Source organism: Streptomyces sp. NPDC001903 (assembly GCF_042891345.1).
Classification (GTDB): domain Bacteria; phylum Actinomycetota; class Actinomycetes; order Streptomycetales; family Streptomycetaceae; genus Streptomyces.
Genome location: NZ_JBIASZ010000014.1, coordinates 26,751 through 48,681, shown reverse-complemented (window position 1 = coordinate 48,681; position 21,931 = coordinate 26,751). Strand labels below are relative to the sequence as shown.

The following is a 21,931-nucleotide window of genomic DNA, read 5'->3' as shown; positions in this document are numbered from 1 at the left end:
ACCGGGGGGAAGCACCGCCTGCGTGCATCGTGCCACTCTCCGTGGTGCAGGTGCAGTCCCACTCCACCCGATCGGCCCCTGATGGGTGCACGCCTGATACACAGGTGGTATGCGAGCAGTGGTGCAGAGGGTGGACGGCGCGAGCGTCGTCGTGGCCGGCGAGACCGTCGGCGAGATCGTCGGCGAGGGGCTGTGCGTGCTGGTGGGGGTGACCCACGACGACACCCCGGAGAAGGCGGCGCAGCTGGCGCGCAAGCTGTGGTCCGTACGGATCCTGGAGGCGGAGAAGTCCTGCAGCGACGTGAACGCCCCGCTGCTGGTGATCTCGCAGTTCACGCTCTACGGGGACGCCCGCAAGGGCCGGCGCCCCACCTGGAACGCGGCGGCGCCGGGCGAGGTCGCCGAGCCGCTGGTCGACGAGATCGTCGCGCAGTTGCGCGCGCTGGGGGCGACGGTGGAGACGGGCCGGTTCGGCGCGGACATGCGCGTCTCGCTGACCAACCACGGCCCGTTCACCATCGTCATCGACATCTAGGGGTGCCGTGGCGCCGCCGTCACGGCGCTACGACGACCTCCTGCGCGGCGGCCGTGTTGCCGGCCAGCAGCGGGGCGTCGACCGGCACGTTCCGCTTGACCAGCGCGAGCGCGATCGGGCCGAGCTCGTGGTGGCGGACCGCGGTGGTCACGAAGCCCAGCTGGCGGCCTTCCTCCCCGTCGGCGGCGAGCCGGATCGGCGTGCCGTGCGCCGGGAGCAGCACCTCGGAGCCGTCCAAGTGCAGGAAGACCAGGCGGCGCGGGGGCTTCCCCAGGTTGTGGACGCGCGCCACCGTCTCCTGGCCGCGGTAGCAGCCCTTCTGGAGGTGTACGGCGCTGCCGATCCAGCCCAGCTCGTGCGGGATGGTGCGGTGGTCGGTCTCCAGGCCGAGCCGCGGCCGGTGCGCCTCGACGCGCAGGGCCTCGTACGCGAGGAGGCCTGCGGCCGGGCCGTGCGCGGCGGCGAAGGCCTCCAGCTCGGCGCGGGGCAGGAAGACGTCGCGGCCGTACGGGGTCTCCCGTACGGGGTGCTCCTTGGCGAGCTCGGCGATGGAGCCGGCCGGCAGGTGGACGACGGCGAAGTCGGCGGTGCGGTCGGCGACTTCGACGCGGTAGAAGAACTTCATCGACTCCAGGTAGGCGACGAGCGCCTCCTGGGTGCCGGGCTCCACGTGCGCCCACACGGTCTCGCCGTCGTCGACGAGGTAGAGCGCGTGCTCGATGTGGCCGTTGGCGGAGAGGATCAGCGCCTCGGTGGCCTGCCCGGGCGGGAGTTCCGTCAGGTGCTGGGTGAGCAGCAGGTGCAGCCAGCTCAGCCGTTCCGGTCCGGTGACGGTGACGACTCCGCGGTGCGAGAGGTCGACGAAACCGCGGCCGTCGGCGAGCGCGCGCTGTTCGCCGTACAGCTCTCCGTAGTGGGCTGCGACGCCCTCGTCGCGGCCTTCGGCCGGTACGGCGCCGGGGAGATGGAGCAAGGGGCTGCTGGTCATGCCACCAAGCCTACGACGGGGCGTCCTGGTGCTTGGCGGCGCACTTCTTGCAGAGCCCGAAGATCGCGAAGTGCTTCATGTCGGTCTCGAAACCGAAGGTGGCGCGGAGCTTCGCGGTGAACTCGGCGGCGATGTCCACGTCCGCCTCGATCACGTCGGTGCACTCGCGGCAGACCAGGTGGATGTGGTGGTGCCGGTCGGCGAGGTGGTAGGTGGGGGCCCCGTGCCCGAGGTGGGCGTGCGAGACCAGCTTCAGCTCCTCCAGGAGCTCCAGCGTGCGGTAGACGGTGGAGATGTTGACCCCGGAGGCGGTCTTGCGTACCTGGGCGAGGATCTCGTCCGGCGTCGCGTGCTCCAGGCTGTCGACCGCTTCCAGCACGAGCTGGCGCTGCGGGGTCAGCCGGTATCCGCGCTGCCGCAGGTCGCTCTTCCAGTCGGCACTCTCGGTGTCTCCGATGCTCCCCACCCGGCCAGTGTAAGCGCGCGAAGGGGACCGCGGGCCGAGCCCGCGATCCCCTTTTCCCGCACCGTCTGCCGGCTTCGGCTCCGGCTCGGGCCTCAGCGGAAGAAGGCGATGCCGTCGTCCGGCATGTCCGGGAGGTTGCGCGCCATCTCGGCAACCTCCTCCGGGGTGACGACCTTCTTGAGCTGGGCCGACATGTACGGGCGCAGCTCGACGTCCGGGGTGGCCTTCTCGCCGACCCACATCAGGTCGCTCTTCACGTAGCCGTAGAGCCGCTTGCCACCGCTGTACGGGCCGGAGGCGGCGGTCCGGGCGACGGCGTCCGTGACCAGGTCGATCTGGGGCTTCTGGTCGGCGAGCTCGCCGTACCAGACCTCGACGACGCCCTGGTCGCGGACCATGACGACCTCAACCTTGCGGTCCTTGTCGATGCGCCAGTAGCCGGACTCGGACTCCAGCGGCCGCACCTTGTTGCCCTCGGCGTCGAGGGCCCAGCTGTGGGAGGTGTACTCCAGGAAGTCCCGGCCGTCGTGGCTGAAGACGACTTCCTGGCCGAAGTTGCACTTCTCTTCACCGGGGAAGTCGAAGACGCCCGCGCCCTCCCAGGTACCGAGGAGGAAGGCGAGGGGGACGAGGCCCGGGTTCAGGTCGGACGGGATCTGGATCATGTGTGGCTGCTCAGGCGATCTGTGGGAGGGGTTCCGGGTCCGGGACGGCGGCCGATCCGAGGATCAGCGCTGGCCCTGGTACAGCTTCTTCACTGCGAGGCCGGTGAAGGCGAGCACGCCGACGCAGACCAGGACCAGCAGGGAGGTGAAGAATGCCTCAAGCACGGGGTGCTCCTCGAAGTGATGTGGGCGTGTACGGGGCCGGTCCCCAAGCCTACTGGCCCGGGGACCGGCGCACTCCGTGAGGTAGGCCGCACGGCTTTTCCCGTCAGGTGTCAGCCCAGCAGCTGGCTCTGCAGGATCACCGTCTGGTGGAAGGGAACGGTGGCCGCGCCGGACTTCCGCGTCTGGATGATCACGCCCTGGACGTCACCCGCCTGGAGGCACCCGAGCCTGGTCTGCTCGTCGCCGCCCGCCGGCCGGGGCTCCTGGTACAGGTTGACCTGGCGGGCGTCGAGGCCGCCGGCGTACCCGGCGATCGGCCGCTCCGGGCTGGGCTGCTTGCCCTTGACGTCCTTCCAGGACAGGTCCATCTCCAGGACCGGCGCGCCGGCCAGCTGCATGTTGACGGTGCAGCCGCGGAAGGCGTCCACGAAGCCCTCGGCGTGGAAGCGCAGCAGGTAGACGTGCGTGCGCGTGCCGTCGGGCATGGTCCAGCCCCGGCCGACGATCTGGCGCAGCCCCTCGTGCTCCAGGCCCTCCTTGAGCTTCGCCCGGCCGTCCGGCGCGTACTCCTCCAGGAAGGCGTCGACGGACACGGCCCCGTCCTTGTCCGTCTTGACCCCCTCGTCCGGCCTGGCACCCTCGGGGGCGGGCAGCAGCAGGCCGGTGAGCGGCGCGTAGTGCGTCCCGGCCTTGTTGTCGGGGCCCTTGGCCAGCGGGGCGCCGGCGGGCAGGGCGGGCTTGGCCAGGGTCGGGTACGTCCAGCGGCCGTCGTCCCGGGTGGACAGGCCGGGGATGTCGGTGCGCTCCGGCCGGGCGATCCCGTACGTGACCCCCGTGCCGACGGCGGCGAAGACGAGGACGGCGGCCGTCCAGCGCAGCGCCGCGAACAGCTTGCGGCGGTCCTTGGGCGCGGCGGCGGGTACGGCGGCCTCGGCCACCGGGACGGCCTCGGCCACGGTGTCGGCCACCGGAACGGTGTCCGCCACCGGGGAGGTCTGGGCCACCGGGGCGGTCTCGGCGGTGTTCTGCTCGGTCACACGGACTCCCCGGGAGACTTCAGGTGGTTCATCTGCTGCTTGAACAGCTCCACGACCTCGGTGGCGGAGAACGGCGGGATCCCGTACGCCCGGAAGTCCACGAGGACGTCGCCCTGGACCGCCACGCAGTACATGGTGTCGATCTCCTCCTTCTCCTTCCCGTCCGGGTCGCCCACCTTCTGCAGCGCGCACTTGGCGTCGGGGAAGCCGTCCGCCTTCGGCGCCTGGCGGTCGTCGCCGACCAGTTCGAGGATCTTCTTGGTGACGTCCGAGAACTTGGCGAGCGCCGACGGATCGGCCTGGGTGAGGCGGACCTCCGCCACCAGCCCGAGGTGGTCCTTGCCGTAGCTGCGTCCGGCCATGCCCTTCAGCTTCAGGTCGGCCAGCGCCTTGTCCCGCTGCTCCCGCTGCGCGCCGGAGAGCCCGGAGCGCGCGTCCTTGAAGGCCTCGATCGCCCGCTCGCCCGACACGTAGAAGTCGTTGCCGTCCGCGCCCATGTCGGGGCCGAGGCTGTAGTTGACCGGCAGCGGCATCAGCTTGCCGGTGAGCCCGTTCGACGGCACGGCCGGGACCGGCTCCGGCGAGGCGCTGGGCGTGGGGCCCGCGGCGAGCCAGTACCGGGTCGGCGCGCTGCGGTCGGCGTCGGCGACCGCAGCGGACGCCCAGAGGGCGCCCGCCGCGAGCACGGTCAGTGCGGCGGCGCCGGCGGCCAGCGCCACGGTCCTGCGCTTCGCCGCGCGCGGCGGCGCCACCGGGGCCGGGGTCCCGTCCGTCGCCGGGGCGGTCGGGTCCTCGTTCTGCTGGTCGTTCACAGGCGCTCCCACTGCCGCTTGGCCAGCTCGACGACCGTGTTCTCGTCGATGGCGCCGCGGTTGTTCGTGTACTCGATCTCCATCACGACGTCGCCGCGGCGGGCGATGACCCGGGACGAACGGACCGGGTAGTAGCCGGGCTTCTCATGGGCTTCGGAGTCGATCCAGAGATGTCCGTAGGCCGCGGGCACGCCCGGCAGGTCCTTGCCCCTGTTGCCCGCGTACTCCTTCTTCTCCAGGTAGTCCTTGTCGTTCTGGTAGGCGTCGGCCCCCGCGCGGTCGGCGAACTGGAACAGCTGCACCGAGATGTAGTTCCGGTCGTCCTCGGACCACCGGCGGCTGGCGATCCGCCGGATGTCCTTGCGGAGCAGGAAGCCGAGGCCCTGGTTGGGCTGCTTGTAGTAGTCCGCGGAGAACTCGTCCGGAGACTCGTAGCCCGAGGAGGTGACCTTCGCCCCGGAGGGGGCCTCGATCAGGAGCTTCGTCAGGTCGTCGTCCGTCTTGTGCCAGCGGTTGGCGTTGATGGAGCGCGTGCTGGTCGACTCGTTCGGAGCCTGCGGCTTCGGCTGGTCGATCTTCTGCTGCGCCAGCGGCGGCAGGGGCGTGGGCTCGCGGTCGTACTGGATCGCGTAGCCGGTGACCGTGCCCGCGAGCACGCCGAGCACGGCGGCGCCGGCGATCAGGAGGACCGTACGGCGGCCGGCGCGCGGACGGCGGACTGCGGTCTCCTCCCCTTCCGGCTGCTCGGGAAGGGTCTGTTCGTGTTCCAAGGAAGTCCCCCACAGGACATGAGGCACCGGGTGAGTACCCGTGCACACCGATGACCTGTACAGAACGGGGGTGGTTGTAGATGCTCCGATCACATTCTTATCTCGGCCTTAACCCGGCCGCGCCCGCGCGCACCTCAGTCCTCGCGACGGTCCTCGTTGCGACGCTTTCCGTCCAGTTCGTCCCACCACTCGTCGGACTTGGGGTCGCCCGAGGGGTCGTCCCACCAGCGGTCTTCCGGGCCGCGCCGGTTCGCGATCATCGCGGCGACCGGCGGGATGACCATGGCGACCACGCACAGGGCCACGGCCGCCTCGACCGAGAACAGCCGCACGAAGGACCAGGCGGACACGAAGAGGAAGACGCATCCGCCCATGAGGACGAAGTAGGCGCGACGCCGCCGGGCGTACATGCCTCCAGGGTAGGGCCGCCGGCGCACGGCGCGCACGGCGCGAAGGGCCGCGACGGCACGAAGGGCCGCACCCCGTTCCAGTGGCGTCCAACCCCCGGGGGTGCGGCCCTTCGGCCGGTCATTCAGGCGTGCGGTGCTCAGACCGCGATCGCCACGTCCGTCACGCCGCCGGCCTCGGCCACGACCACGGCGCGGTCCGCCTGGGCGCCGGGAACCAGCGCGCGCAAGGTCCACGAGCCGGTCGCCGCGTAGAAGCGGAACTGGCCGGTCGCCGAGGTCGGGACCTCGGCCGTGAACTCGCCGGTCGAGTCGAGCAGGCGCACGTACCCGCTGACGGGCTCGCCGTTCTTGGTCACCTGGCCCTGGATGGCGGTCTCACCGGGCTTGAGCGTGGCGAGGTCGGGCCCGCCGATCTGTGCTCCACACATGTTTCTCTGTCCTGTCCTGGAGAGTCGTACGGTCTACGGGGGCGGGCGTCGCGTACCCGGCGGAACTACTTGTTGGCGCCGAGCTCGATCGGCACGCCGACCAGCGAGCCGTACTCGGTCCAGGAGCCGTCGTAGTTCTTGACGTTCTCCTGGCCCAGGAGCTCGTGCAGCACGAACCACGTGAGCGCGGAGCGCTCACCGATGCGGCAGTACGCGATGGTGTCCTTCGCCAGGTCGACCTGCTCGGCCTGGTAGAGGGCCGTCAGCTCCTCGTCGGACTTGAACGTGCCGTCGTCGTTGGCGTTCTTCGACCACGGGATGTTGCGGGCGCTCGGCACGTGGCCGGGACGCTGCGACTGCTCCTGCGGGAGGTGCGCCGGGGCGAGCAGCTTGCCGGAGAACTCGTCGGGCGAGCGGACGTCGACCAGGTTCTGGACGCCGATCGCAGCCACGACGTCGTCGCGGAAGGCGCGGATCGAGGCGTCCTGCGGCTGGGCCTTGTACTGGGTCGCCGGGCGGTTGGGGACCTCGGTGCCGTCGACGAGGTCGCGGGAGTCGAGCTCCCACTTCTTGCGGCCGCCGTCGAGGAGGCGGACGTCCTGGTGGCCGTACAGCTTGAAGTACCAGTAGGCGTAGGAGGCGAACCAGTTGTTGTTGCCGCCGTAGAGGACGACCGTGTCCTCGTTGGAGATGCCCTTGGCGGAGAGGAGCTTCTCGAAGCCCTCCTGGTCCACGAAGTCGCGGCGGACCGGGTCCTGGAGGTCCTGCTTCCAGTCGATCCGGACGGCGTTGGTGATGTGGTTCTTGTCGTACGCGGACGTGTCCTCGTCCACCTCGACGATGACGACGTCGGCGTCGTTCAGGTGGGCCTCGACCCAGTCGGCGTCTACGAGGACGTCGCTGCGGCTCATGGTGTTCTCCTCCGGGGCAGTGTGCGGCGGGATCTGCGGGTACTCCTGGTGCGTACCGCTGCGGGCGGCTTCCTCGGGCCCTGCGCGGGGAGGCGTCAGCGGGCAGGAGGGGGCGGCTGCGGTGCGGTCACGCGGGAAGGACGGTCGTCCGGCTGATGGAGCGGAAGCGCTCACAGGTCACATGGATCGACAGAGCATGGCGGCGACGCGACACAGGTCTACTGCCCGTCGCTTCGTGAGGTCCGCCTGCTGATGCTTCATAGCCATGGATCGTAGGGACGAATCGGCCGCCCTGTCACCGGTGTGTCATATTCCGAGACAGGATCGTCCGGATACTGGGATGCATATGCGCCCGGGCGGCCGCCGCACCGCCTCCGGGGGCCTTGGCGGCGCCCGCCCTTCTACGGATCGGACGGCGCCGTCTCACGATCCGGCCAGCACCACGTTCGTACCGCTCAGCGTGAGGTGTACGCCGGTCTCGTCCGAGGTCAGCGCGGTGAGCCCCAGCCCGGACGGCAGGCCGCTGTCGAGCCGGCGGTCGAAGTCGGTCTTCTTGCGGACCGCGCTCTCGATCCCCGGCAGGCCCTCGCCCGGCACCTCGTCGGCCCGGACGCGGACCATCTTGCCGCCGCCGGGGGCGTCCACGAGCGTGACCGTCGACACCACGCCGGGGGTGAGCTTCCGGCCGAGGACCTCCACGGCCGCCGTCACCTTCACCTTGCCGGGCGCCCCGCCGTACGTGACCGTCACACCGGTCTGCGAGGCCTCGGTCAGGTCCCGGTACGTGACGAGGGCCGTGCCCTCGGCCCGCTTCGCGGTGCCCCCGCTGTAGTCCCCGTTCAGCTTCACGCCGTGGAAGCCGGCGTCGAGCTCCGAGAGCCGCGTCTTGCGGCCGTCCGACACCGCCTCGACGCCCTTGAGCCTCACGTCGACGCGGTCGAGGTCGTGGCTGAGCGCCTGGGTCAGGAACGGGAACCCGTGGATGTCCACCTCCGTGGACCCGGCCAGCCCCTGGCGGGCCTGTATGCGCTCGGCCAGCCGGTTCTCGGCGTAGTTCACCGCCCAGCGGTCGACGCCGGCGAACAGCGCCCCCAGCACCACTCCGATGATCACAACGACGCGCAGGAACCGCACGTGCCCTCCCCCTGTAGACCGGTACGTGCGTTCTAGTGGACCATGGACGGCCGTACGGGGGCCGTCAGGTCCGGGGCCGGGCCCGCCCCGCGCCCCGCGTCAGCCGACCACCCTCCCGATCAGGTAGACGGCGGGAGCGGCGGCCGCCAGCGGCAGCGCGACACCGGCCGTCATGTGGACGAACTTGGACGGGTAGTCGTAGGCGGCCACCCGCAGCCCGATCAGCGCGCACACCCCGGCGGCCAGGCCGAGCAGCGCCCCGCCGACACCGACGGAGGTCAGCCCGCCGACGGCGATGCCGGCTCCGGTGGCGGCGGCCAGCGAGACGCCGACGGAGGCCGGGGTCGGCAGCGGCAGCGCGCGGGTGAACACGGCGACCGCGACGGCCGCGGCCCCGACGCTGACGGCGGCGGAACCGGCGGCCAGGTAGCCGGCGCAGACGATGGCGAGCGCGGCGGAGGCCACGGAGGCCATCAGCCCGTACATCCGCTCGTCGGGGTCGGCGTGGCTGCGCAGCTGGAGGACCAGCGTGAGCAGCACCCAGGCGCCGAGGGTGCCGATGATCGCGCCGGGGCCGTACGTGTCGTCCACGGCGAGCACGGCCGCGTCGGCGACGAGGGCGCCGAGGAAGGCGAGGGCGATGCCCTGGCGGGCGGGCCACATGCCGTTGAGCCGGAACCAGCCGGCCGCGGTGAGCCCCTGGAGGACGATCAGCGGCGCGAGGAGGGCGAAGTCCCCGACGGCGGCCGCACCCGCCAGCAGCAGCCCGAGAGCGGCGGTCAGTATGGCCGGCTGCGGCCCGGGGTCGATGATCGGCGAGCGCCCCTCGGCGCGCGCCTGGGCGGGATCGACGGCGCGCAGCGTGTTCCCCCCGAGGGTCGGCGGGGAGTACGCGGGATCCTCGCCCTCGGCGGGTACGGGAGCCGCGGAAGCGGCCTCGGCCCGGAGGCCGGCGGCCGGCTCCTCGGGGCCGGGCTGTCCCGTCGGCTCCGGGGTCCGCGCCCCGCCGGCGGCCGGCCGGAGGTCGTCCGCGGCCGGTCCCGGGTAGGGCGGCAGGAAGGCGGTCTCCTCGGCGGCGCCGCCCGCCGGGGCGGCGGCCTGCGGCGGGAGGTAGGCGGTCTGCTCGGCGGCGGACCCGTCGGCCCAGGCCGCGCCGGTGCCGCCGAGCGCCCAGTCGCCGCCCGCGGCGGGCGCCTGCGCGGCCGGAGCCTGCGCGGCGGGCACCTCGTCCCGGAACCACCCCTCGGGAGCCACGGGCTGCGGCTGCGGCTGCGGCTCGGCCGCGCCGGGGCCCGGGTACGGCGGCAGGTACGCCGTCTGCTCCGCGGCGGCCGGCTGGGGCGGCAGGTACGCCGTCTGTTCCGCGGCGGCCGGCTGGGGCGGGAGGTACGCCGTCTGTTCCGCGGCGGAACCCTCGGCCCAGGACCCGCCGCCCGGCGCCCAGCCGGCGACGGGCGCCTCACCGGCCGGCTGCCAGCCGGACGCGGGGGCGGCCGGGGCCTCGGGGCCCGGCGCCCAGCCGGTCGCCGGGGCGCCGGGGGCGGCGGGCGCCTCGTCGCGGAACCAGCCCTCGGGCGCGACCGGCTGCTGGTAGGCGGGCTGCTCCGCGCCGGAGGGCTCCGGCCACGGCGCGGGGGCCTGCGGTACCTGGGGCGCCTGCGGTACCTGGGGCGCCTGGGACCAGCCCTGCGCCTGCGGGTCCGGCCCCTGCGCCGCGGCCGGAGCCTCGTCGCGGAACCACCCTTCGGGCGCCGCCTGCGGGCCCGGCTGCGCGCCCGGCGGCTGCTGGACCGGCTGGTAGCCGGTTTCCCAGGTGTCCGACTGCCAGGTCTGGGTCCCGTACGGGTCCGGCTCCTGGCGCTGCTGCTGCCGCTGTTCCTCGGGAGTGCTCATCGGTTTCCGCTCACCCGCCCGCGAACGGCGGGAGCACCTCGACGGTGCCCCCCTCGGTCAGCGGTACGGCATCGTGCGGGCGCTTGCCCACGGGCTCTTCGTTCACGAGGAAGGAGCAGCGCTGCAGGACCCGGGTCAGCTCACCGGGGTGGCGTTCCCGCACGGCGTCGAGCGCCTCGGCCAGGGTCCGCGCCGAGTACGGCTCCTCCGCCGTCTTGGCCGCGGCCTTGGCCGCCGCCCAGTAGCGGATGGTTCCGGTTGCCACTGCAGCTCCTATCGTCGGCTCTCTACCGTCGGCCTCCATGATGAACCCTCCGGCCGCCGGGTCCGGTGTGCCTCCACGCGCCCCGCGTGCGCCCGGGCGGCCACCCGTACGTCCATCGATCCGGTGAAACCGGGGCATAAGCTGGTCGTAAGGGTGGCAGGAACCACAGAAGCGGAGGGGGCGGAGCCTCGGCCACGCAGCGGCGGGTGGGCTATTCTGCTGGCGAGAGGATCCGGGCAACGTTGCCCCCGGGTCCTTTTGTGCTTTCAGCACGTTGAACGGACCGAGAACAGTGTGGCCGTCCGGACCTCAGGGCGCGGGGCCCGGCGGAGCACCACACCGCACCACGTACGAAGCAGTACCGCGAACGTCCTCGACGGGACCGAGGAGGAACCGACGTGATGGACCAGCGAACCGTGTACGAACGCCCGACCTGGGCAGGGGCAGGTGGTCGGGCATGAGCTCCCTCCTGCTGCTGACCAATGCCCTCCAGCCGTCCACCGAGGTGCTGCCCGCCCTCGGCCTGCTGCTGCACAGCGTGCGGGTGGCCCCCGCCGAGGGCCCGGCCCTCGTGGACACCCCCGGCGCGGACGTCATCCTCGTCGACGGCCGCCGCGACCTGCCGCAGGTGCGCTCGCTCTGCCAGCTGCTCCGCTCCACCGGACCCGGCTGTCCGCTCATCCTCGTCGTGACGGAGGGCGGCCTCGCGGCCGTCACCGCCGACTGGGGCATCGACGACGTCCTCCTCGACACCGCGGGCCCGGCCGAGGTCGAGGCGCGGCTGCGCCTCGCCACCGGCCGCCAGCAGCTCGGTTCCGACGACTCCCCGATGGAGATCCGCAACGGCGACCTGTCGGTCGACGAGGCGACGTACTCGGCGAAGCTGAAGGGGCGCGTCCTCGACCTCACCTTCAAGGAGTTCGAGCTGCTCAAGTACCTCGCCCAGCACCCGGGCCGGGTCTTCACGCGCGCCCAGCTGCTCCAGGAGGTGTGGGGCTACGACTACTTCGGCGGCACCCGGACGGTGGACGTACACGTACGGCGGCTGCGCGCGAAGCTCGGCCCCGAGCACGAGTCGCTGATCGGTACGGTCCGCAACGTCGGCTACCGCTTCGTCACGCCGGAGAAGGTCGAGCGGGCGGCCGCGGAGGCGGCGGCCCAGGCGGCCGCCAAGGCAGCGGCGCAGACGGCGGCCCAGTCCGCGGCCGGCGTCCCCCGTATGGAGGAACCTCCTGTGATCGTCCAGTCGGCAGGACGGCCTGCCCAGAGGTAGGTCACCCCGCGTAGACTCCCGAGCGTGGCCAAGGTGACGCGGGATGACGTTGCACGACTTGCGGGTACGTCTACCGCCGTCGTGAGCTACGTCATCAACAACGGACCCCGGCCGGTCGCCCCGGCCACGCGCGAGCGTGTACTCGCCGCGATCAAGGAGCTGGGCTACCGCCCGGACCGGGTCGCGCAGGCGATGGCGTCGCGGCGCACCGACCTCATAGGCATGATCGTCCCCGATGCGCGGCAGCCGTTCTTCGCGGAGATGGCCCACGCGGTCGAGCAGGCCGCCGCCGAGCGCGGAAAGATGGTCCTGGTCGGGAACTCCGACTACCGGGACGAGCGCGAGGTGCACTACCTGCGGGCCTTCCTCGGGATGCGGGTCTCGGGCCTGATCCTGGTCAGCCAGGGCATGAGCGAGCGGGCGGCTTCGGAGATCGAGGCGTGGGACGCGCGCGTCGTCCTGCTCCACGAGCGTCCGGAGGCCATCGACGACGTCGCGGTCGTCACGGACGACATCGGGGGCGCGCAGCTCGCCACCCGGCACCTGCTGGAGCACGGGCACGAGTACGTCGCCTGCATCGGCGGGGTGGAGAACACCCCGTCGGTCGGCGACCCGGTCGCCGACCACGTGGAGGGCTGGCGCCGGGCGATGCAGGAGTCGGGCCGCTCGACGGAAGGCCGCCTCTTCGAGGCCCCGTACAACCGCTACGACGCCTACCGGGTGGCGCTGGAGGTCCTCTCCGGCCCGGACCGGCCGCCGGCCATCTTCTGTGCCACGGACGACCAGGCCATCGGCGTGCTGCGGGCGGCGCGGGAGCTGCGGATCGACGTGCCGGGGGAGCTGGCCGTGGCCGGCTTCGACGACGTCAAGGAGGCGGCCCTGACGGACCCGCCGCTGACGACGATCGCCTCGGACCGCCCGGCGATGGCCCGCGCCGCGGTGGACCTCGTCCTGGACGACGCCCTGCGGGTGGCCGGCTCCCGCCGCGAACGCCTGAAGCAGTTCCCGTCGGCCCTGGTGATCCGCCGCTCCTGCGGCTGCCGCTGATTCTCCACGCAGCCCTCGCACCGCTCGGCCCTGGTGGCCCCGTGCGGGCTTATTTCGGGCATACGCGGTTCTGTCGGGCTTCTCAGCGGGGACTCAGGAAGCTCTCATGATCCGGGGACAGAGTCATCACCATGACCGAGAGCTTCCGCCGCGACGGCGAGTACCCGCAGGAGAACCGCCCGACCCAGAGCGCCGGCTTCGGGGACTACCCGCCGCCGCCCGCCTACCCGCCGCCGGCGGCGCAGGCCGCGCCCGGATGGCACGAAGCGCACCAGCCGCCTCCGGCGCCGGCGGCCCCCGAAGGACCCGCGCACGCGGCCCGGGCCAAGCGGCCCGTCGCGCTGCTCGCGGCCGTGGCGCTGGCCGCCGCCGTCATCGGGGGCGGCACCGCCGCCGGCGTCCAGCAGCTGCTCGCCGCCCAGGACCGCACCGGCGGCGGCATCAACGGCACCAACGTCTCGCAGTCCAGCACCGGCACCGTCTCCGGCGTCGCCGAGCAGGTCAGCCCCTCCGTCGTGCGGATCGACACCCGCACCGGCTCCGGCCAGGGCACCGGCTCCGGGGTCGTGGTCACCGCCGACGGCGAGATCGTCACCAACAACCACGTCGTCGACGGCGCCACCGAGATCCAGGTGACGATGAGCGACGGCAAGAAGTACACCGCCAAGACCGTCGGCACCGACCCCGCCAAGGACCTCGCCCTGATCAAGCTCCAGGGCGCGAGAGGACTCAAGCCGGCCAAGCTCGGCAACTCCGACAACCTCAAGGTCGGCGACCAGGTCGTCGCCATCGGCTCCCCCGACCGCCTCACCGGCACGGTCACCAGCGGCATCGTCTCCGCCCTGAACCGCGAGGTGAACGTGCCCAAGTCCGAGCAGCAGTCGCCCCAGCGCCAGCGCGGCGGCAGCTGGCCGTTCTCGTACGACGGCCGGCAGTTCAACGGGAACACCGGGTCGAACACCACCTCGTACAAGGCCATCCAGACGGACGCCTCCCTCAACCCGGGCAACTCCGGCGGCGCCCTCGTCAACATGAACGGCGAGATCGTGGGCATGCCCTCCGCGATCTACTCCCCCTCCAGCGACAGCTCCGGCGCCGGCAGCGTCGGCCTCGGCTTCGCCATCCCCGTGAACACGATCAAGGCCGACCTCGACTCCCTCCGCAAGGGCGGCCCGGGAGGAGCCGGCGGCAACAACAGCGGCGGCGACAGCGGCAACGGCGGTGCCGACGGCTTCGGGACCTCGTACTAGGCGACCCGTGCGAGCCTGGTACGACCGATCACGACCACCCCTGGGGGACCGAAGATGAATCCGGCCGAAGGCGACCCGCACCGCATCCTCGTCGTCGACGACGAGCCGGCCGTGCGGGAGGCCCTGCGCCGCAGCCTCGCCTTCGAGGGGTACGCCGTGCAGACCGCCGTCGACGGGCTCGACGCGCTGGAGAAGGCGGCCTCCTACGACCCCGGCCTGATCGTCCTCGACATCCAGATGCCCCGGATGGACGGCCTCACGGCGGCCCGCCGGCTGCGCGCCTCCGGCAGCACCACCCCGATCCTGATGCTCACCGCCCGCGACACCGTCGGCGACCGCGTCACCGGCCTCGACGCGGGCGCCGACGACTACCTCGTCAAGCCCTTCGAGCTCGACGAGCTCTTCGCCCGCGTCCGCGCCCTGCTGCGCCGCAGCTCGTACGCCGCCCCGCGGCCGGGCGCCGACGGCCACGAGGAGACGGACACCCTCGCCTTCGGCGACCTGCGCATGGACCTCGCCACCCGCGAGGTCACCCGCTCCGGGCGCCAGGTGGAACTGACCCGCACCGAGTTCACGCTGCTGGAGATGTTCCTGGCGCACCCGCGCCAGGTGCTGACCCGCGAGCAGATCCTCAAGACCGTCTGGGGCTTCGACTTCGAACCCAGCTCCAATTCCCTGGACGTGTACGTCATGTACCTGCGCCGCAAGACCGAGGCCGGGGGCGAGCCCCGCCTGGTGCACACCGTGCGCGGGGTGGGCTACGTCCTGCGCACCGCCGGGGCCGGCGACTCCGGAGGTCCCGAGTGAGCCCCGCGGCCAGATTCCGCGCGCTCCCGCTGCGCTCCCGCATCGCCCTGCTGGTGGCCACGGCCGTGGCCCTGGCCGTCGCCACCGTGTCCGCGGTGTCGTGGGTGATGGTGCAGGCCCAGCTGGGCAACCAGCTGAACCAGTCCCTGATGTCCACCAACCCGACCGCGCAGGTGCTGGAGCGGCTGCGCCAGGGCTGCCCGGCCCGCCCGCCGACCCAGGCCCAGCGGGACATCGCCGAGAACCTGAACGCCACGGTCCAGATCGTCACCGCGGACGGCGGCCACTGCTGGGTGAGCGGCCAGACCGACCTGCCGGTGACGGACACGGACAAGAGGGTCGCGGCGGGCCTCAAGGCCAAGGCGCTGCACGACGCGACGACCGACGACGGCGTCGGGATGCGCGTCTACACCTTCGCGGCCCGGACCGAGCCCGGCGCCCCGGTCTTCGCCGTCTCGGTGGCCCGGCCGCTGGCCGACATCGACAAGCCGCTGTCCACCCTGGCCTGGGTGCTGATCCTGGTCTCCGGGATCGGGGTGGCCGGCGCGGGCGTCGCCGGCCTGTGGGTGGCCCGTACGGGGCTGCGGCCGGTCGACGAGCTGACGGGCGCCGTCGAGCACATCGCCCGGACCGAGGACCTGACCGTACGGATCCCCGACGAGGGCGACGACGAGATCGCCCGCCTGTCGCGGTCCTTCAACTCCATGACGGCGGCGCTCGCCTCCTCCCAGGAGCGGCAGGCCCAGCTGATCGCGGACGCCGGGCACGAGCTGCGCACCCCGCTGACCTCGCTGCGCACCAACATCGAGCTGCTCGCGCGCAGCGAGGAGACCGGCCGGGCCATCCCGCCCGAGGACCGCAAGGAGCTGCTGGCCTCGGTCAAGGCGCAGATGACGGAGCTGGCCGCGCTGATCGGGGACCTGCAGGAGCTGTCCCGCCCGGACGCGGCCCCGCCCGCCAAGCTGGAGGTGGTGGCCCTGCACGAGATCGCGCACAGCGCGCTGTCCCGCGCCCGGCTGCGCGGCCCCGAGCTGCACTTCACGGACGAGATCGAGCCCTGGTACGTACGGGGCGAGGCGGCGGCGCTGGAGCGGGCGGTGGTCAACGTCCTGGACAACGCGGTGAAGTTCAGCCCGCCGGGCGGCGCGGTCGAGGTCTCGCTGCGGGCGGGCGAGCTGACCGTGCGCGACCACGGTCCCGGTATTCCGGCGGAGGACCTGCCGCACGTGTTCGAGCGGTTCTGGCGCTCCTCCTCGGCCCGCGCCCTGCCCGGCAGCGGGCTGGGCCTGTCGATCGTGGACCGTACGGTGCGGCGCGCGGGCGGCAGCGTCGAGCTGCGGGCGGCCCCGGGCGGCGGCCCGGGCACGGAGGCGGTGCTCCGCATCCCGGGCGCCCCGGCGCCGCCGCCGGAGCAGCCGCGGCAGCCGTCAGTTGTGCCGTATGAGTGAGTCGACCAGTCCGGACCGGGTGTTCGGGAAGTCCATCGGGACGATCCCGAGCCCCGTCCGGCCGGCGAGCTCGCCCCCGTCGACGAACGAGTGCACCTGCGGGTTGAGCCGGTCGGAGTTCCAGCGCGGCGGCATGTAGGCGGCGGTGCTGACGTAGTTCACGAACAGCTTCCCGGGCTGCTGGACGGCCTTGCGGAACTGGTTCTCGATCCGGCCGCGCTTGGCGAACGGCTCGGTGTTGTAGTCGTCCTGGATGTCGAAGACGTTGCCGTCGCCGTAGCGCAGGCCCGGCAGGCCGCCGTTGTCGGCGAGCAGGACCACCTTGCCGCGGGCCTGGCCGAGGGTGGGCAGGGTGTCGGCGATGTGGAACAGGGGCCGCCAGCCGCGGTTGTTCAGGTAGTCGTCGAACACGGCCCGGAAGGTGGCGTCGCTGTCTTGCGAGTACTCCTGCTTGAGGCGCATCAGCACGGTCTCGGAGGGGTGCGCGGCCAGGAAGTTCCAGCAGGCGACGAGGACGTCCCCGAACATCAGGTCCTGGAAGAACGCCGCGTGGTGGATGGCGAAGGAGCCGCCGGTGACGCGGCAGCGGACGTCCAGGAAGCGGATCCCCGAGTCGAGCTGCTGGGCGATCGAGGTGTTCTGGCAGGCGACGTAGAGCCCGCCCTTGGTGGCGCCCGAGTCGTGGGTGCCGGGGATCGTCATCCGCTGGAGGGCGGTCGCGTCCCCGAGCCCGGCCATCCAGTCCTGCGTGCCGAGCGTACGGGCCGAGGCCGGCCCCGCCGCTCCGAGTCCGGCGGCCGCGGCCGCGCCCGCCGCCACCGCCCCGACCAGAAATGCCCGACGATCCAGTGCCATGCCCGCCCCTTTGCCGACCCGGTGATGGACTCCCAGCCTCCGCTGGGGTGGTGCCCCCGGGATTCTGGCGTGCGGGACGCGCCATTACTACCCTTCGGTAGCCCCTAGCTTTCGAGCAACTCGGCCATGGCGCGCAGGCCTTGGGCGAGTTCCCGGCCCGTCGGCGCCTGCTCCGGGTCGGTCAGCGCCTGCACCATCACCCCGCTCAGCAGCGCGATGTGCACCGACCCGAGGGCCCGTACGTCCTCCTCGGCGACCGCGTCGACGGGGACCCCGCGCAGCTGCGCGGCCACCATGCGGCGGGCCTGGCGCTGGTTGTCGGCGAGGGTGGCGAGCAGCTCCGGCGAGGACTGGGCGTGGACGAAGGCCTCGACGGAGGCGGTCCAGAGCCAGCGCATGTCACCGAAGTCGCGGATCTTGCGGTCCCAGGTGTCGGCGTACCGCTCCGCGGTGGTCGCGCCCTGGCCGGCGAGCCGGCCGGAGCCGGCGGCCCACTCGTCCATGGCGGCGAAGAGGGCGAGGTTGAGCAGGGCCTCGCGCGAGCCGAAGTGGTAGCCGATCGCGGCCATGGACACCTTCGACGCCGCGGCGATGTCCCGCACCGTCGTGCGCAGATAGCCCTTCTCCTCCAGGCAGCGGCGCGCTCCGGCCAGCAGGTCCTCGCGATTTCCCATGCCGGGATCGTATCCGCGACGGATTTTGGGCGAGCGCGCAAGACAGACGTATTGCGCGCTTGCCCAAATCCTGGCAGGCTCATCCGCGTACCGCACCGTCACGCATGACCCACAGGGGAGAGCCACGCCATGCGCCACACGCTGACGATCGACGGCCGCACACTGTCGTACCTGGACTTCGGCGGCCCGGGCCGCCCGCTGCTCGCCCTGCACGGCGGCATGTCCGAAGGCCTCGCCTTCGCCGGCCTCGCCGACGCCCTGGGCGAGGACTGGCGGGTCGTCGCCCCCGACCAGCGCGGCCACGGCGACTCCGACCGGGCCGCCGACTACTCCCGCGAGGGCTACCTCTCGGACGCCGTCGCGCTCCTCGACCACCTCGGCCTGGACGCACCCGTCGCCGTCCTCGGCTACTCCCTCGGCGGGTTCAACGCCTACCACCTGGCCGCCGCCCACCCCGACCGGATCGCGGCCCTCGTCAACGTGGACGCCACCGTGCAGATCGAACCCGACACGGCGGGAGCGCTCTTCGGCTTCCTGCGCGACATGCGGTACACCGCCCCCACCCGCGAGGAACTCCTCGCCGCGGCCGGGCCGGTGGGCTCTCAGTTCGTCGCGCAGGCGCTGCGCCCGCTCCCCGACGGCGGCTGGCGGCTGCCCTTCCACCCGCAGGACATGATCGACTCCGCCGAGGCCTGCCGCGGCGACCACTGGGACACCTGGCTCGGGAGCCACTGCCCGGCGCTGCTGGTCCACGGCACGCGCAGCCAGACGCTCGGGCGGGAGACGGCCGACGCGATGGTCGCGCGCCGGCCCGGGACCTCGTACACGCCTGTGGACGCGGAGCACTTCCTGCCGTTCACCCACCCCGAGGAGTTCCACGAGGCCGTCCGCAAGTTCCTCGCGGGCCTGTGACCGCCCCGCTCCGGTACGGGGGTCCGGGGCGGACACGCCGAAGGGGCGGCGGGCCGGGAAGGCCCACCGCCCCTTCGGGCGTACCAGGTGCCGGTGGAAGACCGGGCAGGTGTTACTTGACGACCGTGATGCGGTCCGCCGCCGGCGGGGCGAGCGGGGCCGCCTCCGTCGACTTCCCCAGGTAGGCGTTGAAGGCCTCCAGGTCGGGCACGCCGACCAGCTTGTTCTTGTGGTCCTTCAGGACGGTGAAGCCGTCACCGCCACCCGCGAGGAACTCGTTCATCGCGACCCGGTAGGTCTTGGCGGGGTCGATCGCCGCGCCGTTCAGCTTCACCGAGTCCACGACGATGCGGTCCGCGCCCGTCTTCGTCATGTCCAGGGTGTACGTGAAGCCCTTCGAGACCTGCAGGATCTTCGGGTTCGGGCCGTTGACCGTGCCGCTGACCTGCTGCTGGAGGGCGGTGATCAGCTGCGCGCCCGTCAGGTCCACCACGTTCATCAGGTTGTTGAACGGCTGGACCGTGTAGGACTCGCCGTACGTCACGACGCCGTCGCCCTCGCCACCCGCGGCCTTGTAGGCCAGGTCGGCACGGATGCCGCCCGGGTTCATGATGGCCAGCTGCGCGCCGCCCTTGGCGGCCGGGGCCGTGGCCTCCAGCTGCGCGTCGGCGATCATGTCGCCGAGCGGCTTCTCGGGGGCCTCGGAGCCGCGGCCCGCGATGTCCGCCGAGATGTAGCCCATGGGACGGCTCGCGACCGGGGCGGCCAGCGCGTTCCAGCGGGTGATCAGCTCGGTCATGTCCGGGGCCTTGGGCTGGGTCCGGGTGACGACCTTGTTGACCGGCTTCGGGGCGAGGGCCGCCGTGCGGACGATGTCCTTGGTCTGGCGGTCGTAGGTGAGCGTGGTGTCCGTGAACAGGCGGCCGTACGAGGCGGCCGAGGTCACCATGCGCGGGTTGCCCGCCGGGTCCGGGATGTTGCAGGCGTACGCCTGGTGCGTGTGGCCGGTCACCAGCGCGTCGACCTTCGGGTCCACGTTCTTGGCGATGTCCACGATCGCGCCCGAGATGCCGGCGCCGGCGCCCGGGACGTCGCAGTCGTAGTTGTAGGCGCCGTTGGCGGGCAGGCCGCCCTCGTGGATGAGCGCGACGATCGACTTGACGCCCTGCTTGTTCAGCTCGGCGGCGTACTTGTTGATCGTCTCGACCTCGTCGCCGAACTTCAGGCCCTTGACCCCGTCGGCGGTGACGACGTCCGGCGTGCCCTCCAGGGTGACGCCGATGAAGCCGATCTTCACGTCCCCCTTCTGCCAGATGAAGGTCGGGTTCAGCATCGGACGCTTGGTCTTCTCGTCCGTGACGTTCGCCGCGAGGTACTTGAACTCGGCGCCCGTGAACTCCTTGCCCTCCTCGAAGCAGCCGTCGACCGGGTGGCAGCCGCCGTAGGACATGCGGCGCAGCTCGGCCTTGCCCTCGTCGAACTCGTGGTTGCCGACGCTGCTGACGTCCAGCTTCAGCTTGTTCAGGGCCTCGACGGTGGGCTCGTCGTGGAAGAGACCGGACAGCATCGGGCTGCCGCCGATCATGTCGCCGGCCGCGGCCGTGACGGAGTACTCGTGACCCTTGCGGGCCTCGCGCAGGCTGGTCGCCAGGTACTCGACACCACCGGCGGGTATCGCCTTGGTGGTGCCGTCCGGCTGACGCTCGGTCACGGTGCCGGAAGAGCCCTGCGGGGGCTCCAGGGTGCCGTGGAAGTCGTTGAACGACAGCATCTGCACGTCGACGGTGCGGCTCTTGGCCGCACCGCCACCACTCGCGGCACCGGCCGGCAGTGCGGCCGCGACCATCGCTCCGGCACCGGCCGTGACGGCGATGGCGGCGAAGGTCAACCGGCGGGTTCGGCGGTGCCGTTGTGGCGTCGCTGACATTTAGTCCCCTTTTGGACAGCGGTAAAACTCGGGAGGTCGGCGGCAGCCTATGGTCAACGCGCGTAGCACGACAGGGGGTACGGGTGTCGGACTGGTTACACGTAGAAGACGGCTCACCGTCGCTGCCCCGCACGCACACCACCGCGGCCGCCCCCCGCGGTCGTAGGCTCGACGCATGACTGACGACGCAGCAGCGGCCCTGGAGCCGGGACGCCAGATTGAGACCCTCGACGAGCTGACGGAGGAACAGGCCGACGCGGTGCTCGCCCTCATCGAGGACGCGGCGCGCACGGACGGCACCACCGCCGTGTCCGAGCAGGGCCGCCTCCAGCTGCGCGGCGGCCGCCGCGAGGGGATCCGGCACTTCCTGCTCACCGAGAAGGGCCGGCTCGCCGGCTACGGACAACTGGAGGACACCGATCCGGTGGAGGCCCCCGCCGCCGAGCTCGTCGTCCATCCCGCGCTGCGCGGGCGCGGGCACGGGCGGGCGCTGGGCTCCGCCCTGCTGGCCGCCTCGGGCAAGCGGATCCGCGTGTGGGCGCACGGCGGCAAGTCAGCCGCCCGCCACCTCGCACAGGTGCTCGGCCTGACCCTGTTCCGCGAGCTGCGCCAGCTGCGCCGCCCGCTGGGACCGGAGGGGCCGGCGCTGCCCGAGGCGGCGCTGCCCGCCGGGGTGACCGTACGGACCTTCGTGCCCGGCCGGGACGACGCGGCCTGGCTCGCGGTGAACGCGGCCGCCTTCGCCCACCACCCCGAGCAGGGCTCACTGACGCAGCGGGACCTGAACGACAGGATCGCGCAGCCCTGGTTCGACCCCAAGGGCTTCTTCCTCGCCGAGCGCGACGGGGAGCTGATCGGCTTCCACTGGACGAAGGTGCACGCCGAGGAGCGGCTCGGAGAGGTCTACGTGCTCGGCGTCCGCCCCGGCGCCCAGGGCGGCGGCCTCGGCAAGGCCCTCACCGCGATCGGCCTGAACCACCTCGCGGGGGCGGGCCTGCCCACCGCGATGCTGTACGTGGACGCCGACAACCCGGCGGCCCTCGCCGTGTACGAGGGCCTCGGCTTCAGCACCCACGAGGTCGACCTGATGTACCGCACGGAGAGCTAGCCGGGCAGCACGCAGGGTCGGGGGCGCCCCGCGGGCGGCCCCCGACCCGCGATACCACGGCTCCCCCCGCGCACAGCGGATGCGTTGGTGCATTCCGGGCGCGGAAACGACGTAAAAGACGTACTCGTGCACCATCCGGAGCCTGGAAGCC

24 protein-coding genes are annotated in these 21,931 nt (G+C 72.4%); 8 read left to right on the top strand and 16 right to left on the bottom strand.

Going from position 1 to position 21,931, the window contains the following annotated elements; translation table 11 throughout:
• Positions 1 to 109: 109 nt before the first annotated feature.
• A complete protein-coding gene (gene dtd, locus ACFYZS_RS27700; protein WP_389018036.1) occupies positions 110 to 535 on the top strand; it encodes a D-aminoacyl-tRNA deacylase in 426 nt (141 codons plus the stop codon).
• 19 nt (positions 536 to 554) lie between these two features.
• Here dtd and ACFYZS_RS27695 read toward each other — a convergent pair whose 3' ends face one another.
• From ACFYZS_RS27695 to ACFYZS_RS27635, 13 genes are all read right to left on the bottom strand, one after another.
• Positions 555 to 1,523, bottom strand: a complete 969-nt coding sequence (locus ACFYZS_RS27695) for a YgfZ/GcvT domain-containing protein (RefSeq protein WP_389018033.1) — start codon at positions 1,521 to 1,523, stop codon at positions 555 to 557.
• Between the two features lie 10 nt (positions 1,524 to 1,533).
• On the bottom strand, positions 1,534 to 1,989 hold the full coding sequence (locus ACFYZS_RS27690; protein ID WP_389018030.1) for a Fur family transcriptional regulator: 456 nt from the start codon (positions 1,987 to 1,989) through the stop codon (positions 1,534 to 1,536).
• A gap of 92 nt (positions 1,990 to 2,081) precedes the next feature.
• Complete coding sequence (locus ACFYZS_RS27685; RefSeq protein WP_389018028.1) at positions 2,082 to 2,654, bottom strand: FABP family protein; 573 nt, start codon at positions 2,652 to 2,654, stop codon at positions 2,082 to 2,084.
• A gap of 275 nt (positions 2,655 to 2,929) precedes the next feature.
• Positions 2,930 to 3,856 (bottom strand): hypothetical protein, encoded by a 927-nt coding sequence (locus tag ACFYZS_RS27680; RefSeq protein ID WP_389018025.1) that lies wholly within the window; start codon positions 3,854 to 3,856, stop codon positions 2,930 to 2,932.
• Positions 3,853 to 4,668 carry a hypothetical protein gene (locus tag ACFYZS_RS27675; protein WP_389018023.1) on the bottom strand — a complete coding sequence of 272 codons (816 nt, stop codon included), beginning with the start codon at positions 4,666 to 4,668 and terminating at the stop codon, positions 3,853 to 3,855. Before ACFYZS_RS27675 ends, ACFYZS_RS27680 begins: the two co-directional genes overlap by 4 nt.
• A complete protein-coding gene (locus ACFYZS_RS27670; RefSeq protein WP_389018020.1) occupies positions 4,665 to 5,438 on the bottom strand; it encodes a hypothetical protein in 774 nt (257 codons plus the stop codon). Before ACFYZS_RS27670 ends, ACFYZS_RS27675 begins: the two co-directional genes overlap by 4 nt.
• A 134-nt stretch (positions 5,439 to 5,572) precedes the next feature.
• Complete coding sequence (locus tag ACFYZS_RS27665; RefSeq protein WP_389018479.1) at positions 5,573 to 5,929, bottom strand: DUF3099 domain-containing protein; 357 nt, start codon at positions 5,927 to 5,929, stop codon at positions 5,573 to 5,575.
• A 56-nt stretch (positions 5,930 to 5,985) separates the two neighbouring features.
• Entirely contained in the window at positions 5,986 to 6,276 is a 291-nt protein-coding gene (locus ACFYZS_RS27660; protein ID WP_046778630.1) for a DUF1416 domain-containing protein, read from the bottom strand.
• A gap of 65 nt (positions 6,277 to 6,341) precedes the next feature.
• Positions 6,342 to 7,187 (bottom strand): sulfurtransferase, encoded by an 846-nt coding sequence (locus tag ACFYZS_RS27655; RefSeq protein WP_389018017.1) that lies wholly within the window; start codon positions 7,185 to 7,187, stop codon positions 6,342 to 6,344.
• Positions 7,188 to 7,364: 177 nt separating this feature from the next.
• On the bottom strand, positions 7,365 to 7,448 hold the full coding sequence (locus ACFYZS_RS27650) for a putative leader peptide (RefSeq protein ID WP_350206375.1): 84 nt from the start codon (positions 7,446 to 7,448) through the stop codon (positions 7,365 to 7,367).
• A 162-nt stretch (positions 7,449 to 7,610) separates the two neighbouring features.
• Positions 7,611 to 8,321, bottom strand: coding sequence for a DUF2993 domain-containing protein (locus tag ACFYZS_RS27645; RefSeq protein ID WP_389018014.1), 711 nt, complete (start codon positions 8,319 to 8,321; stop codon positions 7,611 to 7,613).
• 99 nt (positions 8,322 to 8,420) lie between these two features.
• Positions 8,421 to 10,214, bottom strand: a complete 1,794-nt coding sequence (locus tag ACFYZS_RS27640) for a hypothetical protein (RefSeq protein WP_389018011.1) — start codon at positions 10,212 to 10,214, stop codon at positions 8,421 to 8,423.
• 10 nt (positions 10,215 to 10,224) lie between these two features.
• Positions 10,225 to 10,479, bottom strand: a complete 255-nt coding sequence (locus ACFYZS_RS27635) for a MoaD/ThiS family protein (RefSeq protein WP_030157092.1) — start codon at positions 10,477 to 10,479, stop codon at positions 10,225 to 10,227.
• 457 nt (positions 10,480 to 10,936) lie between these two features.
• Here ACFYZS_RS27635 and ACFYZS_RS27630 point away from each other — a divergent pair, with 457 nt between their 5' ends.
• The 5 genes from ACFYZS_RS27630 (at position 10,937) to ACFYZS_RS27610 (ending at position 16,304) form a co-directional block, all read left to right on the top strand.
• Positions 10,937 to 11,752, top strand: a complete 816-nt coding sequence (locus ACFYZS_RS27630; protein WP_389018008.1) for a response regulator transcription factor — start codon at positions 10,937 to 10,939, stop codon at positions 11,750 to 11,752.
• 24 nt (positions 11,753 to 11,776) lie between these two features.
• Positions 11,777 to 12,799 (top strand): LacI family DNA-binding transcriptional regulator, encoded by a 1,023-nt coding sequence (locus ACFYZS_RS27625; protein ID WP_030157095.1) that lies wholly within the window; start codon positions 11,777 to 11,779, stop codon positions 12,797 to 12,799.
• 131 nt (positions 12,800 to 12,930) lie between these two features.
• Entirely contained in the window at positions 12,931 to 14,049 is a 1,119-nt protein-coding gene (locus ACFYZS_RS27620; RefSeq protein WP_389018005.1) for a S1C family serine protease, read from the top strand.
• 54 nt (positions 14,050 to 14,103) lie between these two features.
• A complete protein-coding gene (locus tag ACFYZS_RS27615; protein WP_389018002.1) occupies positions 14,104 to 14,856 on the top strand; it encodes a response regulator transcription factor in 753 nt (250 codons plus the stop codon).
• Complete coding sequence (locus tag ACFYZS_RS27610) at positions 14,853 to 16,304, top strand: sensor histidine kinase (RefSeq protein ID WP_389017999.1); 1,452 nt, start codon at positions 14,853 to 14,855, stop codon at positions 16,302 to 16,304. The genes ACFYZS_RS27615 and ACFYZS_RS27610 overlap by 4 nt, the downstream gene beginning before the upstream one ends.
• Here the strand turns inward: ACFYZS_RS27610 and ACFYZS_RS27605 are convergent.
• Positions 16,284 to 17,159: a phosphatidylinositol-specific phospholipase C gene (locus ACFYZS_RS27605; protein ID WP_389017996.1), complete on the bottom strand. Its 876-nt coding sequence runs from the start codon at positions 17,157 to 17,159 to the stop codon at positions 16,284 to 16,286. The two genes, ACFYZS_RS27610 and ACFYZS_RS27605, sit on opposite strands and share 21 nt — an antisense overlap.
• A gap of 104 nt (positions 17,160 to 17,263) precedes the next feature.
• Complete coding sequence (locus ACFYZS_RS27600; protein WP_389017994.1) at positions 17,264 to 17,833, bottom strand: TetR family transcriptional regulator; 570 nt, start codon at positions 17,831 to 17,833, stop codon at positions 17,264 to 17,266.
• Positions 17,834 to 17,962: 129 nt separating this feature from the next.
• Here ACFYZS_RS27600 and ACFYZS_RS27595 point away from each other — a divergent pair, with 129 nt between their 5' ends.
• Positions 17,963 to 18,745: an alpha/beta fold hydrolase gene (locus ACFYZS_RS27595; protein WP_389017991.1), complete on the top strand. Its 783-nt coding sequence runs from the start codon at positions 17,963 to 17,965 to the stop codon at positions 18,743 to 18,745.
• 112 nt (positions 18,746 to 18,857) lie between these two features.
• Here ACFYZS_RS27595 and ACFYZS_RS27590 read toward each other — a convergent pair whose 3' ends face one another.
• Positions 18,858 to 20,672 carry a bifunctional metallophosphatase/5'-nucleotidase gene (locus ACFYZS_RS27590; protein ID WP_389017988.1) on the bottom strand — a complete coding sequence of 605 codons (1,815 nt, stop codon included), beginning with the start codon at positions 20,670 to 20,672 and terminating at the stop codon, positions 18,858 to 18,860.
• A 175-nt stretch (positions 20,673 to 20,847) separates the two neighbouring features.
• Here ACFYZS_RS27590 and mshD point away from each other — a divergent pair, with 175 nt between their 5' ends.
• Positions 20,848 to 21,780: a mycothiol synthase gene (mshD, locus tag ACFYZS_RS27585; protein WP_389017985.1), complete on the top strand. Its 933-nt coding sequence runs from the start codon at positions 20,848 to 20,850 to the stop codon at positions 21,778 to 21,780.
• The last annotated feature ends 151 nt before the right edge of the window (positions 21,781 to 21,931 follow it).